This window comes from Glaesserella sp., from assembly GCF_041817755.1.
In the GTDB taxonomy this organism is placed as follows: Bacteria; Pseudomonadota; Gammaproteobacteria; order Enterobacterales; family Pasteurellaceae; genus Glaesserella.
Window position 1 is genome coordinate 1 of record NZ_JBGYBX010000002.1, and the last position, 14,980, is coordinate 14,980.

The window sequence follows — 14,980 nt, forward strand, 5'->3', positions numbered from 1 at the left end:
ACCTAGGCTGATCTGCACGTCAACGCCGGCAGCCAAATCTAAACGCATTAATGCATCAACAGTTTTTTCTGTTGGCTCTACGATATCTACTAAACGTTTGTGTGTACGAATTTCGTATTGGTCACGCGCGTCTTTGTTTACGTGTGGAGAAATCAACACGGTGAAACGTTCTTTACGGGTTGGTAAAGGAATCGGACCACGAACTTGTGCACCAGTACGTTTAGCTGTTTCTACGATCTCCGCAGTAGATTGATCGATCAAACGATGATCAAAAGCTTTTAAGCGGATACGGATTCTTTGGTTCTGCATTAGACCAGAGCTCCATTAAATTTTAGCTAATAAAAAAACCGAACCACCGCTTAACAAATTTAAGTTAAGGGGGCACAGTCCTACCTTGTTATAGTTTCCCAATCGGAAACATTTTACATATTGCCCTACTGGCAATACCGCTTAGTAAATGATTACACTAGGCGACGATACGAACGACACAGTTATGCGCTCAGTAAAGTGCGTGGATTCTACCTAAAACACCACGCCGACGCAAGCGCTATTTTCAGAATTTATTCTCCGAATTCACCTCGCCGGGCATAACAAGCGGTCTGTTTTGTTCGGAAATTTGCAAAACTCCCCCGCACAATCGAAAGAGAGTGCTATACTTACGCACATCATTCACCTCCGTCACAAGGACATTCTATGAAACTGTATTACTTACCGGGCGCTTGCTCTTTTGTTCCGCACACTGCTTTAGAATGGATCGGCCAACCGTATGAAGCCGAAGCCGCAACACGTGAAAAAATCAAATCACCGGAATACTTGGCACTCAATCCTCAAGGCGCCGTTCCGCTATTAATTGACGACGATTTTGTCTTGTCTCAGAACATTGCCATTCTCTCTTATCTTGACGAATTATATCCGCATGCCGAATTGTTCGGCAGCAAGACCGCTCGCGATAAAGCCAAAGCGGCACGTTGGTTGTCATTCTTTAATTCGGACGTCCATAAAGCGTTTGTACCGCTCTTCCGTGTACCGAGTTACGCCCAAGGTAATGAAGAACTGACTCAAAAAATACGCGAATCTGCTACGGAAGCCATTTTGGGTTATTTGGATATTGCCCACCAACATTTAGAACATCACGTTTTCTTCGGTGAAAAAATCTCCGTTGCCGACGTCTACTTATACGTGATGTTAGGCTGGGCTGCAAAACTCGGGATTGATTTTAGCCACTTAACCCAATTTAAGGCGTTTATTCAACGCGTGGAAGCCGATAAAGGCGTAGATGCGGTGCGTATCCAAGAAGGTTTAAAAGTTGCATAAGATCTTTTATACCCCAAAAACTGAGAAATAAGCGCTCACCGTTTGTCGCCTATTTGGAAAACAATTGCCGTTCTCCAAATGGCGCAAACGATTAAATTAGGTATAATGCCAGCGTTTTCATGAAATTTTGATTTATCTTTGAGGAAAGACCATGTCCAAACCAATGAACTTTGTGATGATTTCCCCTCACTTTCCAACCAATTTTGAAACCTTTGCGGTGAGATTGCGTGAAAGTGGGTTTAATACCTTGGGAATTGCAGACACACCTTACGAGCAATTAAGCGAAGGCTTACGCAACTCACTGACCGAATATTATCGTGTCGATAATATGGAAGATTATGAGCAAGTATATCGAGCAGTCGGCTATTTTGCGCATAAATACGGTCGTATTGACCGCGTAGAATCGCACAACGAATACTGGCTGGAGCTTGATGCTAAATTGCGTACCGATTTCAATGTCTTCGGTTATAAAAACGAAGATATGTTGGCAATCAAAACCAAAGCTCAGATGAAGGAAGTGTTTCGCAAAGCAGGCTTGAAAGTGGCGAAAGGCCGTGTGTTTAAAGACGATGAAGACGCACGCAAACTGGCTAAAGAACTCAAATTCCCTGTGATCATCAAACCAAACTCAGGTGTTGGGGCGAGCGATACCTACAAAATCAAATCTGCAGACGAACTAGAAGCTTTCTTTGGTTATAAAAATGCCCACGTTGAATATATTATGGAAGAGTTTATCGAAGGCGATATCGTGACCTTTGACGGCTTAACCGATAAAGACGGCAACATTGTGTTCTATTCCAGCCTTGAGTATTCCGAAGTAGTATTGGATACCGTTGAAAAAGACAACGATATGTTCTACTACATTCCACGCGAAATCAAAGAAGACTTAGTTAAACTCGGTCAGAAATGTGTCGATGCATTCAACGTCCGTGAACGTTTCTTCCACTTTGAATACTTCCGTGTGAAAAAAACCGGCGAATTAATGCCGCTTGAAATCAATTGCCGTCCGCCGGGTGGTTTAACCATTGATATGTGGAACTATGCAAACGATTTCGACGTGTTCAAAGAGTATGCGAATATCGTTAAAGAGAACAAATTCTACTCAAACATTACCCATCCTTGGAATGTCGTTTATATCGCCCGCAAAGCGAATAAAAACTACAAACATACCATTGAAGAGGTATGCCAAAAATACACCGGTAACATCATCAGCGTACAAAGCGTACCGGGCGTATTTGCCAAAATTATGGGCGAACACGGTATCCTTGCCCGTACCGAAACCATGGAACAACTGCACGACATTACCCGTTTTGCACAAGAGAAACAGTAATGTTGCCATATGAGCGCAGTTCGATAACTGACTAAAACGGACGCACGTAGTGCGTCCTCCTATTTTTGAAGGATAATATTTAATGCACTTTGAAAGACGCAGCCACTGGAGTGGTGAATTAGGACGTGAAATGCACTTTAACGTCTACGGACATGCCGGAAAACCGGTAATTGTATTCCCCTCATCCGGCGGAAACCAAAATGAATACGGCAATTTCGGCATGATTGACGCTTGCCGTTCCTTTATTGATCGTGGCTTAATCAAATTTTATACCCCTGATTCATTTGATGGCGAATCATGGCTGGCGAAGTGGAAATCCGGACACGACATGGCACAGGCTCACAACGCTTACGACCGCTATATCATCAACGAATTTGTGCCGTTAATTCGCCACGAATCCCATTGGGGCGGAGCAATGATCGCTACCGGCTGCAGCATGGGCGCTTACCATACGATCAACTTTGCACTGCGCCATCCGGATCTGTTCGATACCGCCATTGCCTTAAGCGGTGTCTATGACGCCCGTTTCTTCACCAACGAATTTTACGGTGATCTCGCCGTTTACATCAATTCACCGATTGATTCCCTATGGAACCAACACGACGGCTGGTTCTTAGACCGTTACCGCCAAAACCACTATATCGTGGCGGTAGGGCAAGGCGCATGGGAAGAACAGCACGTCGAAGACACCCGTCGTTTACAAGCCGCTTTTGAAGCTAAAGGTATTCCGGGCTGGTTTGATTACTGGGGGTACGATATGGCACACGACTGGCCGCTTTGGCGTCAGCAAATGCCGTATTTTCTCGGGAAACTGGAAGAACAAGGGATTATCTAGTTCTCACTCCCCTCCTGAAAGAACAAACCCCATACCGTTCATGTATGGGGTTTTGCAAATTTCGGAACGAAAGTGACCGCTTGTTACGGCGCTAATCGTTCTTTGATCCAACTGCCGTCACTTAAACGGTAGCGGATACGATCATGTAGGCGGCTCGGTCTGCCTTGCCAAAATTCTACATAATCCGGTCGAACCAAATAACCGCCCCAATGGGGAGGACGCGGAACCGACACCGGATGTATCAGGGCGAATTTTGCCGCACGGGTCAACAGCACTTGTTTTCCTGCAATTACCTTACTTTGCTCACTTGCCCAAGCCCCGATACGGCTACTGTACGGTCGGGATTGAAAATAAGCGTCCGATTCCTGCGGGCTGATTTTTTGGATTGCTCCTTCAATACGCACTTGCCGTTCCAACTCCGCCCAAAAAAAGGTGAGCGCCGCATAAGGCGTTTCGTCAATACTCTGCCCTTTGCGGCTCAGGTAATTGGTAAAGAAAATGAAGCCTTGTTCGTTCACTTCTTTCAATAACACGATCCGTCCGGCAGGTTTACCGTGCTGTACGGTGGCAAGATGCATTGCCGTCGGTTCGTTGACTTTAGCCGTCATGGCGTCTTGTAGCCATTGCTGAAATTGTATCAACGGATCCGCGGCACACTGTGATTCGGAAAGGGCTTGTTGACTGTATTCTTCACGAATGTGGTGTAAATCCATGGGTAACTCCCGAAGTTAAAATGCCGTCTGCGGATAATATTGTTCGGTCAGCTTGACGAATTCATCCAAGGAGATCGTGTTGAATGAGGTCGTCAATCCTCTGGCTTGAATGTCGTTTTCTAATACGAACACCTGATCGAGATTTGCAAAAATATGTGCGAATCTGACCGCTTGTAACACCCCGTCTTGCCACAAGACGACGGCATCCTGCGGCGTCACTTGTGCTAACAAGGCTTGCAGTTCGGTGTGATCGTAACCGGGCTTGGCAAAGGTATAGAGCATAATATTCCTTTAATTTAGAAGGTCAGCACTTTGTCTGCCTGGTTCAACCGCTCGAATAACGCACGTTGTGAAACGAAGCGCATATCGGACAATATCCACTCGGCATGTGTTAAGCCCCGTGCCACAACGGATTCCCGGCAAACGAAACAGTCGCTGAGCTCATACAATTCAATTAACTTAAACGACGCGATATGATCTTTTTGTAATACCCGTTCCGGGTGTTGACCGGCAAGCAAATTGAATACACCGTCGTAAAGAAAGCCGATAAGCAGTTCATCTTCCTCACAAAAAGCCGCGGCGGCAAGTAGTGCGTCCAACCCTTCGCGCCCGGCGGAAGAGCCGAACGGCGGCTGGGTAAATAACACGGCAAGTTTATATTTTTTCATACTAAAAAGTGAGTAAACGATCAGCGTTAAATACCGCTTGGCTGAACTCGCCAAGCCCTGCCAAAATAAACCCGTCGGCAACGGTTTCCTTCACGATACCGCGCCGTTGTGCAGCGGAAATGCATAAATGGAGTGACAAGCGGTGGGTTTGCGCCAATTTTTGCCAATACTCGACCAAATTGACTTCATCACTTGCCGCATCCACCCATTTATTGGCGTTGCTCACACCGTCTTGAAAGAAGAACACTTGGCTGATGTCGTGTCCGGCGCGCAATAACGCTTCGGCGACCTGATAAGCTAAAAAAGCCCCTTGCGAACCGTATACGCCTTGTTTAATCGCCAATACGTACCGCACTATTCACCGTCCTGTTTGATTTGACGGATATAAAGATAAACGGTGTGACGTGAAATATCCAAACGTTCGGCAACTTGGTTAATCGCGTCTTTAATGTCAAAAATACCTTTTTCAAATAATGAAGTCACGATTTGACGGTTTTTATTGTTATTGGCAACCTGTCTATCCGCCAAAACTTCTTCAATCGTATTTTCAATCGTTTGGGCGACCAAATCTTCTACCGAGCTGGCAAAATTCACACTGCCCTCCGTTTCTTGCGGTGCAATAAAAGCATTTAAAAACTGCGAAACCGGTACGTCCAAATTGATGTTGATACAAATCAACCCGATGACATGCTGTCTGCCGTTACGAATGGCAATGGTGACGGATTTCATCAACACCCCGTTTTTCGAGCGACTGAAATAAGGCTTGGAGACGCTGTCCGTCTGCATGTGATGGAGCGACCACAAAGCCCTATCGGTAATCGGCGAGCCGATTTTGCGATCGGTATTATGTCCGTTCACGATATAGATTGCCGAGTGTTCGAGGAATTCAAGTGAGTGCAGCACGATTTCACAATGTTCGCCGATTAAGGCGGCAATACCGTCAACGACGGGAAAATAGGACGCTAAAATCGCATGATCTTCATCGGAAAGCGGATTGAATGTGGATGTCATGTGATTACCCTTCAAATTCACGGAAAACAGACCGCTGACAAGCGGTCTGATCTGACATCATTTTTGCAAATATGTCTTCCGTGATAGCGAGATCAATTATTTTTTATCGCTCGGTTTAAAATCTAACAACTCAATTTCAAATACCAATGTGGAGTTGGCCGGGATTTTGCCCGCTTGACGATCGCCGTAGCCTAATTGCGGCGGTACCACGATTTCCATTTTTCCACCTTTTTTCAGCATCGGAATCGCTTCAACCCACCCCGGAATCAACTGATTCAATTGGAATTCGATCGGTTCGCCGCGGTCGTAAGAACTGTCAAAGACCGTGCCGTCCGGTAACGTGCCTTTGTAATGTACTTTGACGGTATCGCTGGCTTCAGGCGATTTGCCTTCGCCCGCTTTTTCAATTTTATACAATAAACCGGAGGCGGTTTTTTTCACGCCGCTTTTTTTCTCATATTCCGCGCGGAATTTGTCACCGGCTTCAATGGTCGATTTACTTTTTTCCGCTTGGATTTTGGTTTCTTGTTCAAGCAAGTATGCATCTAACGCTTTCAATTGTTTTTGCAAATCTTCGTCGGTTAATTTACCGCTTTTCTTTAACGTATCTTGTACACCGGCGAGAATACGATCCTGATTGTAAGAGAAAATCTCTTTTTGGGATTCGATGACGTCTTCAATGTTTTTGCCCATTAATACGCCCACGGCATAAGAAGAATCGTCTACAAATTTCGTATTGGCGGTTTCCGCAAACGTCACCTGTGAAGCGAATAAGACGCTTGCAAGCGTGGCAAGCACTGACCGTTTAGTTTTTAACATAGGATTTCCTTATTTAGTTTCATAAATTATTGTTAAAACAAAGTGGGATAGGGTAAAGTGTATTTCTTTTTAATACAACCCATTTATATCAAAATGCAGGCAAATTTCGAAAAAATATTGGCTTATTTGACTGAATTGGAAACCAAAGTCGCCTTTCAGGAACAAACCATTGAAGATTTGAATCAAGCATTGATCGATCAACAATTTTTGTTGGACAAATTACAGCAGCAGGTGCGCCAATTGGCTGAAAAATTAAAAGGCGTCCAAATAAGCAATATCGCCAGTCGGGCGGAAGAAACGCCACCGCCGCATTATTAGGCAGTGGCATTGATGATTTGTTCATCAATTTATTATTAACCTAAGTATGTCGGGAGAAGATAACGTGAAATTAGGTATTATCGGTGCAATGGAGCAAGAAATACAGATTTTATTAGGGTATATGGGTGAACCCAAACTAACGGAGATTGCCGGTTGTAAGATTTATGAAGGAAAAATCAATAATAAAGACGTCGCTTTGTTGCAATCGGGTATCGGCAAAACGGCGGCGGCAATCGGCACGACGTTGCTGCTGCAGCTGACCAAACCGGATATGATCATTAATACCGGTTCGGCAGGCGGTTTGGATACCAAATTAAACGTCGGAGATATCGTGATTTCGACCGAAGTCCGTCACCACGATGTCGATGTTACCGCTTTCGGTTATGAAATTGGGCAATTGCCGGCAAATCCGCCGGCTTTCGTCGCCGATCCTTATTTGATTGAAACGGCAGCCCGGAAAGTACAAAAAGCCGGTTTGCATGCCGTCTCCGGTTTGGTGTGTAGCGGAGATTTATTTGTAAATGGACGTGAGATGATCGAAAAAATCCGTCATAATTTCCCGCAGGTCGTGGCGGTAGAAATGGAAGCGGCATCCATTGCGCAAGTATGTCATGCGTTTAACATACCTTTTGTGGTCGTTCGGGCGATTTCGGATGTGGCGGATAAAGAATCACATTTGTCGTTTGAGGAATTTCTGCCTCTGGCGGCGGAAAAATCCTCCGCCGTCGTCTTAGCGATGCTCGGTTATTTAAACTAATTTAAGTAAATATCCCGTTATAACCGTCTAAAAATACGACTTTTTTCGTGATTTTTTGTACAATGCTCGTTTAACAGTGCCTATGATTTCATAGGCACATTTTTTTGTTTATTACTGATTATTTTGATTGAGAGTGTTATGAGTGTTACACCTAATATCGGCTTTATCAGCCTTGGCTGTCCGAAAAACTTAGTGGATTCGGAACGAATTTTAACCGAACTTCGTTCGGACGGTTATAACATCGTCCCGAGTTATGAGGGGGCGGATTTAGTCATTGTCAACACCTGCGGTTTTATCGACAGCGCCGTACAAGAGTCGTTGGAATCTATCGGTGAAGCATTGGAAGCGAACGGCAAGGTGATCGTCACCGGCTGTTTGGGTGCAAAAGAAAATCAAATTCGTGAAGTTCACCCTAAAGTGCTCGAAATTACCGGTCCGCACAGCTATGAAGCCGTGATGAAACATGTGCATAAATATGTACCGAAACCGGAATATAACCCATATGTCAGCCTGGTACCGAAACAAGGGGTCAAATTAACGCCGAAACACTACGCCTACCTGAAGATCTCCGAAGGCTGCGATCACCGCTGCACCTTTTGTATTATCCCGTCTATGCGTGGCGATTTGGACAGTCGCCCTATCGTGCAGGTATTGGACGAAGCTAAACGCCTTGCCGATGCGGGCGTAAAAGAAATTTTAGTCGTCTCTCAAGATACCTCCGCTTATGCGTTAGACAAAAAGAAAGAAGCCGGTTCCAAAACCGTCTTTTGGAATGGGATGCCGATTAAAAACGACTTAATGACCCTGTGCGAAAAATTAGGCTCGTTAGGCGTTTGGGTGCGTTTACATTATGTGTATCCGTATCCGCATGTGGACGACCTTATTCCGTTAATGGCACAGGGAAAAATCTTGCCGTATTTGGATATTCCGCTCCAACATGCCAGCCCGAAAATTCTCAAAGCAATGAAGCGTCCCGGATCCATTGAACGGACCTTGGAACGTATCAAGAAATGGCGAGAGATTTGCCCTGAGCTGACACTGCGCTCGACATTCATTGTCGGTTTCCCGGGAGAGACCGAAGAGGACTTCCAATTACTGCTTGATTTCTTACAAGATGCCCAACTCGATCGGGTCGGCTGTTTTAAATTCAGCCCGGTTGACGGTGCCGTCGCCACTGAAATGGCGGATCAAGTGCCTGAAGAAATTAAAGAAGAGCGTTTTCACCGTTTTATGCAACTTCAGCAACAAATTTCGGCGAATCGTTTACAACAAAAAATCGGTAAAACCCTTCAGGTCATTGTCGATGAAATCGATGAAGAAGGAATTATCGGACGCACCATGGCAGACGCACCGGAAATCGACGGTGTGGTTTATGTCGATAACCTGTCGGGAACGGATGTCCGAGTCGGGCAGTTGATTTCCGTCACCATCACAAACGCAGACGAATATGATCTGTGGGGAACGTGTTAACTTTTAAAAGGAATTACTATGTCAGAAAAGAAACAACCGAGTGTGATTCGTTTCGAGCAAGAGGTCGATGCCAAGCATTACGAACCGGCTTGCGTCGAACTGCTGGATATTTTAGGACAAATTGACAGCGACTTCGGAGCAATCGGACAGATAGAGATCAACCTGCCGGAACAACTCATACCGTTGGAAAAGGATAAAACCGTTTATTTTTGTACACGCATGGCTGTTGCCATCACGAAATTATTCGGTGATCCCGATTTCAACGTATCCGATACGGGAGCTCTCCGTTTTTTAGGCTTCCAGCGTTGGATGGCGATGATCTTTGCCAGTTCGCCTTATGTGAATGCCGATCATGTGCTATACACTTACAACAAGAACCCGAATAAAGATAATCCGAACGATGTGCAGATAGACAACAATCGAAATGCCTTAATCAAATTCTGTATTCTGTATTTCCCCGAATCCAATATCTCGTTAAACCTCGAAACACTATGGAATATTGATCCGAAATTATGCGCATCGCTCTGCTTTGCTCTGCAGTCGCCGCGTTTTATCGGTACACCGACGGCATTCGCCAAACGTGCCGCCGTTTTGCAATGGTTCCCATCCAAATTGGCACAATTAGACGATCTCAACAATTTGCCGAGCAGTATTTCACATGATGTCTATATGCACTGCAGCTATGATACTGCGGAGAACAAACATCAGGTAAAACGCCCGTTAAATCAAGTTATCCGCCGTCATTTAGTGAGTGAAGGTTGGCAGGATCGCAACATCGCCCATATCGGCTATAAAAACGGCAAACCGGTGATGGTCGTACTGTTGGAACATTTTAATTCATCGCACTCAATCTACCGCACGCACTCCACTTCCATGATTGCCGCGCGTGAGCATTTTTATTTAGTCGGCGTCGGCAATGATTCGGTTGACAAAACCGGACAAGAGGTGTTCGACGAATTTCACGTATTGGATAATTCCACGATTGTAAAACGCCTCGAATTCATTAGAAGCTTATGTGAAGAGTCCGGCGCATCCGTGTTCTATATGCCAAGCATCGGTATGGACTTAACCACGATTTTCGCCAGCAACACCCGAATGGCACCGATCCAGGCGATTGCATTAGGCCATCCGGCAACCACCTATTCGGACTTTATCGAATATGTGATTGTGGAAGATGATTACGTCGGCTCGGAAAGCTGTTTCAGCGAGACCTTATTACGCTTACCGAAAGATGCGCTGCCTTATGTACCGTCATCTCTTGCGCCGACGAATGTCCAATACACCCTGCGTGAAAATCCGGAAGTCGTCAATATCGGCATCGCCTCAACCACAATGAAATTGAACCCGTATTTCTTAGAAGCCTTAAAAGCGATTCGTGACCGAGCGCAGGTGAAAGTACACTTCCATTTTGCGCTCGGGCAATCCACCGGCATTACTCATCCGTATGTAGAACGTTTTATCAAAAGTTATTTGGGTGATGACGCAACGGCGCATCCGCATACCCCGTATCAACAATACTTGGCGATTCTGCAACATTGCGACATGATGGTTAACCCGTTCCCGTTCGGCAACACCAACGGTATTATTGACATGGTCACGCTCGGCTTGGTCAGCATTTGTAAAACGGGCGCCGAAGTCCATGAACATATCGATGAAGGTTTATTCAAACGGTTAGGCTTACCTGAATGGTTAATCGCCAATACGGTTGACGAATATGTCGAACGCGCCGTACGTTTAGCGGAAAATCACCAAGAACGTTTAGCGCTTCGCCGTCATGTGATTGAAAATAACGGGTTACAAACCCTCTTCAGCGGCGATCCTAAACCGATGGGACGCGTCTTCTTGGCAAAAATAAAAGAATGGGCGGAGCAACACAACATGGCATTCACGTTAAGCGACGCATCGTTAGCCGTACTTGAAAAGAAAAAAGCCGTAAAGAAAGCCGCTGTCGACAGTGTTAAACGGGCAAAAACGCCTAAAACCGATAAAAAATCAAAAACCGTCTCAAGTGATAAGGTAAAAGCTAAGTGACAGCAGGCAACCACAAAATGCGGTACATACCGCATTTTGCTTAAAAAACAACCAATCAAAAAACTACTCGAGAACTTAACATTAATCTCATCGTCTTAGCAGGTGCGTAGGTTGTCCTTTTACATTTACGCACTCGGAAAAATTTTATGAGGTTTTTTTATATGAAAGCAATGGTAAAAACATTTACAGTATTATCGTTAGTTATTGCATTAAGCGCGTGCCACGGGTTAAGCAGAACTCAAAAGAACACCGCGGTTGGTGCGGCTGTCGGTGGTGTTGCTGGACATATTATTGGTGGTTCAACCGGCGCAACCCTTGGTGGTGCTGCGTTGGGTGGGGTAATCGGTAGCCAAATCGGCAAATAATTTCCCCATCAATACCAAGCCGTTTGAAGGTCACTTCAAACGGCTTTTTTCTTTTGCGGATGACGTGCATTCCATGATGTTCTTCGGTACAATCCGTTTCATTATCGTCGCGAGGTCTCTATGAAAAAATTACTGCTCATCGTTGTCATGTCAAGTATCGGGTTAACCGCTTGCGGTGTAAAAGGCCCGCTTTACTTCCCGGAACAACCGCAACAACAGCAACCACAAACACCGTAACAAGCGGTCGGTTCGCACCGTTTTTTTGCAAACGGGCGGTACCGCACACTTCTTTCCGGTCAAACACAACAGGACAATCCATGGATTATTTTAATTATCACAACCATCAACTTTTTGCCGAACAGGTTGCCGTCAGCCAACTTGCACATCAATTCGGCACACCGCTTTACATTTATTCCCGCGCCACACTTGAGCGCCATTGGCACGCCTTTAACAATGCCTTGGGCAATCACCCGCATTTAATTTGCTATGCGGTGAAGTCCAATTCAAACATTGCCGTATTAAATATCTTGGCACGCCTCGGATCGGGATTTGACATTGTTTCCCAAGGGGAATTGGAACGTGTTTTGGCAGCAGGCGGTGATCCGAAAAAAGTGGTGTTCTCCGGCGTGGCAAAATCTCATACGGAAATCGCACGCGCACTGGAAGTCGGTATTCGCTGCTTTAACGTGGAATCCGTTTCCGAATTAAAACGCATTAACGATGTGGCAGGGCAACTTGGTAAATCGGCGCCCGTTTCATTACGTGTGAATCCGGACGTAGACGCTCACACCCATCCTTATATTTCAACCGGGTTAAAAGAAAACAAATTCGGGATCAGCGTGACCCAAGCCAGAGAAACTTACCGTTTAGCCCGTACGCTCCCGCATGTGCATATCACCGGCATGGATTGTCACATCGGCTCACAATTGACCGAATTACAACCGTTTTTAGATGCGACGGATCGATTGATAATATTAATGGAACAACTTAAAGAAGACGGTATCGAGCTTCACCATCTTGATCTCGGCGGCGGTTTGGGCGTGCCGTATAACGGCGAAGAACCTCCGCACCCGACGGAATATGCCGCCGCCTTATTGGCAAAACTGGCGGATTACCCGAACCTTGAAATCATTTTGGAACCGGGCAGAGCCATTACCGCCAATGCGGGAATTTTGGTGACCAAAGTCGAATACCTCAAACAAAACGAAGATCGCCGGTTCGCCATTGTTGATACCGGTATGAACGACATGATCCGCCCGGCACTGTACGAAGCCTATATGCGCATTATCGAAGTCGATTGCCCCCTTGACCGCACTCGTGCCGTATATGATGTGGTCGGTCCGATTTGTGAAACCGCCGATTTTTTAGGCAAGCAACGCGAACTTGCCATTGCCGAGGGCGATTTAATCGCCATGCGTTCCGCCGGCGCTTACGGTGCCGCCATGTCTTCAACCTATAACTCCCGTCCGCAAGCCGCCGAAGTGATGGTTGACGGCGATAACGCTTACCTGATTAAAGCGCGCGCCGATTTTGCGGAATTATGGCGCCATGAAACCTTGTTGCCGTAACATCTTATCCGATGCGGGAATGCAACGGCATTCCCGTACTGTCAGCTTCTTATATATCCGCCGTCGACTTGTTTAACGACATCGAGCAATTCCAACTCCAACAGTTCGATTAACAATTCGTTAACCGCCATTTGGCAAGCATTGGCAATATCGTCAATGCAGATCGGTTCAAAGGTGATTTTCTCGATAATGGCTTGTTGACAAGCGGTCAGATTCGGCGGATTTTTTGCAAATTTCGGCGCGGAACAGACCGCTTGTATTTTAGATAATTCAAACAATGACGACTGTTTCGGTTGATGCTGTAATGCAATAGCATCTAACACGTCTTCCACACAATCGACCAACAGCGCGCCTTCTTTGATTAACTTGTGACACCCTTGGCTATAAGGCGTGTGAATGGCATTCGGTAAGGCGAACACTTCCCTCCCCTGCTCAAGGGCATAACGCGCCGTAATTAATGAACCGCTGTTTAATGTGGCTTCGACCACCAACGTCCCCAATGACAACCCGCTGATAATGCGGTTACGACGCGGGAAATTTTCAGCCAACGGCGGTTGATGAGGAAAAAATTCGGATAACAACGCTCCGCCGTTTTCTATAATCGCCGCCGCCAGCTTTTTATGTCGGGCGGGATACACTTGTTCCAACCCGCTGCCCAACACGGCAATCGTCGTACCGTGATGTGCTACCGCTTGTTGATGACAAAAGCCGTCAATGCCGATTGCCAAACCGCTGGTGACGGTCAAACCGTGCTCGACGAATGCCCGCGCAAAATATTCCGCCCAATATTTTCCGTAATCGGAATAATCGCGACTGCCGACCATGGCAATTTGCGGAGAAGACAGCGCGGCAATATTGCCTTTCACAAATAACACCGGTGGCGCACTACTGATTTGCTTTAATAAAAAAGGGTAATCGGGATCAAGTATGCTGACCAACCTGTTTGGCGATCGTTCCGCCCAAGTCAAGGCGGTATCAATCCATTTCCTCTCCGGCTGAAACCAACGTTGGATCTGTTTTTCGTTCCAACCGATGTAACGCAATTGTACTTTATCGTATTGACAAAACGTGTCCAAATCGACGTACTCCAATAATTTACCGATGCGTTGCGCACCCAATTGCGGAATTTGTAGTAACCTCAGTAAATCGGGCAAATGACTCATCTCACTTTTTCCTTCAATTTCTTTATTTCCCTAATAGTAAGAAAAAGACTAGAATAGCCGAATTATTTATTATTCGGTTTTCGACAGAGATCACAAAAATGGCTGTATTAGAGGTACTGATTTACCCGGAAGAGAATTTGGCAAAAGTGTGCCAACCCGTAGAAAACGTTGACGATGCGTTGCGTACATTTATTGACGACATGTTTGACACGATGTACGACCATGAAGGTATCGGGCTTGCGGCACCGCAAGTCAACGTGTTAAAAAGAGTCGTCACCATCGATATTGAAGGCGATAAAACCAATCAAATCGTGTTGATTAACCCTGAAATCATTGAAAGTAGCGGCGAAGCGGCTATCGAAGAAGGTTGTTTGTCCATTCCCGGTTGTCGCGCATTGGTGCCGCGTAAAGAAAAAGTCACCGTCAAAGCGTTAAACCGCCACGGACAAGAGTTTGTACTGGAAGCCGACGGATTGTTGGCTATTTGTATTCAACATGAAATCGATCATTTAAACGGCGTGCTGTTTGTGGATCATATTTCCCAACTGAAACGCCAGCGGATTCGTGACAAAATGCTTAAATTGAAAAAGCAAATTGCGCGCAATAAAGACTAAGAGG

At 45.8% G+C, this 14,980-nt stretch carries 19 protein-coding genes; 11 read left to right on the forward strand and 8 right to left on the reverse strand.

Annotation, left to right across the window (positions count from 1 at the left end; all coding sequences use genetic code 11):
- A partial coding sequence (gene rpsJ, locus ACEYKX_RS00045) for a 30S ribosomal protein S10 (RefSeq protein ID WP_001181005.1) occupies positions 1-309 on the reverse strand: 309 nt, incomplete at its 3' end.
- A 384-nt stretch (positions 310-693) separates the two neighbouring features.
- Here rpsJ and ACEYKX_RS00050 point away from each other — a divergent pair.
- The 3 genes from ACEYKX_RS00050 (at position 694) to ACEYKX_RS00060 (ending at position 3,479) form a co-directional block, all read left to right on the forward strand.
- Positions 694-1,314, forward strand: coding sequence for a glutathione S-transferase family protein (locus tag ACEYKX_RS00050; RefSeq protein WP_373767390.1), 621 nt, complete (start codon positions 694-696; stop codon positions 1,312-1,314).
- 151 nt (positions 1,315-1,465) lie between these two features.
- On the forward strand, positions 1,466-2,644 hold the full coding sequence (locus ACEYKX_RS00055) for an acetyl-CoA carboxylase biotin carboxylase subunit family protein (RefSeq protein ID WP_373780345.1): 1,179 nt from the start codon (positions 1,466-1,468) through the stop codon (positions 2,642-2,644).
- A gap of 82 nt (positions 2,645-2,726) precedes the next feature.
- Positions 2,727-3,479: an esterase family protein gene (locus ACEYKX_RS00060; RefSeq protein ID WP_373780346.1), complete on the forward strand. Its 753-nt coding sequence runs from the start codon at positions 2,727-2,729 to the stop codon at positions 3,477-3,479.
- A gap of 83 nt (positions 3,480-3,562) precedes the next feature.
- On the opposite strand, the gene pdxH is transcribed toward ACEYKX_RS00060, so the two are convergent.
- The 6 genes from pdxH to fkpA all read right to left on the reverse strand — a co-directional run bounded on the left by pdxH (position 3,563) and on the right by fkpA (position 6,690).
- Positions 3,563-4,192 carry a pyridoxamine 5'-phosphate oxidase gene (gene pdxH, locus ACEYKX_RS00065; protein ID WP_373767393.1) on the reverse strand — a complete coding sequence of 210 codons (630 nt, stop codon included), beginning with the start codon at positions 4,190-4,192 and terminating at the stop codon, positions 3,563-3,565.
- A gap of 15 nt (positions 4,193-4,207) precedes the next feature.
- Positions 4,208-4,474, reverse strand: coding sequence for a sulfurtransferase complex subunit TusB (tusB, locus tag ACEYKX_RS00070; protein WP_373767394.1), 267 nt, complete (start codon positions 4,472-4,474; stop codon positions 4,208-4,210).
- A 14-nt stretch (positions 4,475-4,488) separates the two neighbouring features.
- On the reverse strand, positions 4,489-4,860 hold the full coding sequence (gene tusC / locus ACEYKX_RS00075) for a sulfurtransferase complex subunit TusC (RefSeq protein ID WP_373767395.1): 372 nt from the start codon (positions 4,858-4,860) through the stop codon (positions 4,489-4,491).
- Between the two features lies 1 nt (position 4,861).
- Complete coding sequence (gene tusD, locus ACEYKX_RS00080) at positions 4,862-5,215, reverse strand: sulfurtransferase complex subunit TusD (protein ID WP_373767396.1); 354 nt, start codon at positions 5,213-5,215, stop codon at positions 4,862-4,864.
- Entirely contained in the window at positions 5,215-5,871 is a 657-nt protein-coding gene (locus ACEYKX_RS00085; RefSeq protein WP_373767397.1) for a transcriptional regulator, read from the reverse strand. Before ACEYKX_RS00085 ends, tusD begins: the two co-directional genes overlap by 1 nt.
- Positions 5,872-5,967: 96 nt before the next feature.
- Positions 5,968-6,690, reverse strand: a complete 723-nt coding sequence (gene fkpA / locus ACEYKX_RS00090) for an FKBP-type peptidyl-prolyl cis-trans isomerase (protein WP_373767398.1) — start codon at positions 6,688-6,690, stop codon at positions 5,968-5,970.
- Between the two features lie 93 nt (positions 6,691-6,783).
- On the opposite strand from fkpA, the gene ACEYKX_RS00095 reads away from it, so the two are divergent.
- The 7 genes from ACEYKX_RS00095 (at position 6,784) to lysA (ending at position 13,199) form a co-directional block, all read left to right on the forward strand.
- Positions 6,784-7,008 (forward strand): SlyX family protein, encoded by a 225-nt coding sequence (locus ACEYKX_RS00095; protein ID WP_373767399.1) that lies wholly within the window; start codon positions 6,784-6,786, stop codon positions 7,006-7,008.
- Positions 7,009-7,072: 64 nt separating this feature from the next.
- Positions 7,073-7,765 (forward strand): 5'-methylthioadenosine/S-adenosylhomocysteine nucleosidase, encoded by a 693-nt coding sequence (gene mtnN / locus ACEYKX_RS00100; RefSeq protein WP_373767433.1) that lies wholly within the window; start codon positions 7,073-7,075, stop codon positions 7,763-7,765.
- 138 nt (positions 7,766-7,903) lie between these two features.
- Positions 7,904-9,235: a 30S ribosomal protein S12 methylthiotransferase RimO gene (gene rimO / locus ACEYKX_RS00105; protein ID WP_373767400.1), complete on the forward strand. Its 1,332-nt coding sequence runs from the start codon at positions 7,904-7,906 to the stop codon at positions 9,233-9,235.
- 18 nt (positions 9,236-9,253) lie between these two features.
- Positions 9,254-11,266 carry an adhesin gene (locus tag ACEYKX_RS00110; protein WP_373767401.1) on the forward strand — a complete coding sequence of 671 codons (2,013 nt, stop codon included), beginning with the start codon at positions 9,254-9,256 and terminating at the stop codon, positions 11,264-11,266.
- Positions 11,267-11,427: 161 nt separating this feature from the next.
- Positions 11,428-11,631: a glycine zipper 2TM domain-containing protein gene (locus tag ACEYKX_RS00115; protein WP_373767402.1), complete on the forward strand. Its 204-nt coding sequence runs from the start codon at positions 11,428-11,430 to the stop codon at positions 11,629-11,631.
- Positions 11,632-11,751: 120 nt separating this feature from the next.
- Positions 11,752-11,868 (forward strand): lipoprotein, encoded by a 117-nt coding sequence (locus ACEYKX_RS00120; RefSeq protein WP_373767403.1) that lies wholly within the window; start codon positions 11,752-11,754, stop codon positions 11,866-11,868.
- 80 nt (positions 11,869-11,948) lie between these two features.
- Entirely contained in the window at positions 11,949-13,199 is a 1,251-nt protein-coding gene (gene lysA / locus ACEYKX_RS00125; RefSeq protein WP_373767404.1) for a diaminopimelate decarboxylase, read from the forward strand.
- A 41-nt stretch (positions 13,200-13,240) separates the two neighbouring features.
- Here lysA and dprA read toward each other — a convergent pair whose 3' ends face one another.
- Positions 13,241-14,362, reverse strand: a complete 1,122-nt coding sequence (dprA, locus tag ACEYKX_RS00130) for a DNA-processing protein DprA (protein WP_373767405.1) — start codon at positions 14,360-14,362, stop codon at positions 13,241-13,243.
- 98 nt (positions 14,363-14,460) lie between these two features.
- Here dprA and def point away from each other — a divergent pair, with 98 nt between their 5' ends.
- A complete protein-coding gene (def, locus tag ACEYKX_RS00135; RefSeq protein ID WP_373767406.1) occupies positions 14,461-14,976 on the forward strand; it encodes a peptide deformylase in 516 nt (171 codons plus the stop codon).
- The last annotated feature ends 4 nt before the right edge of the window (positions 14,977-14,980 follow it).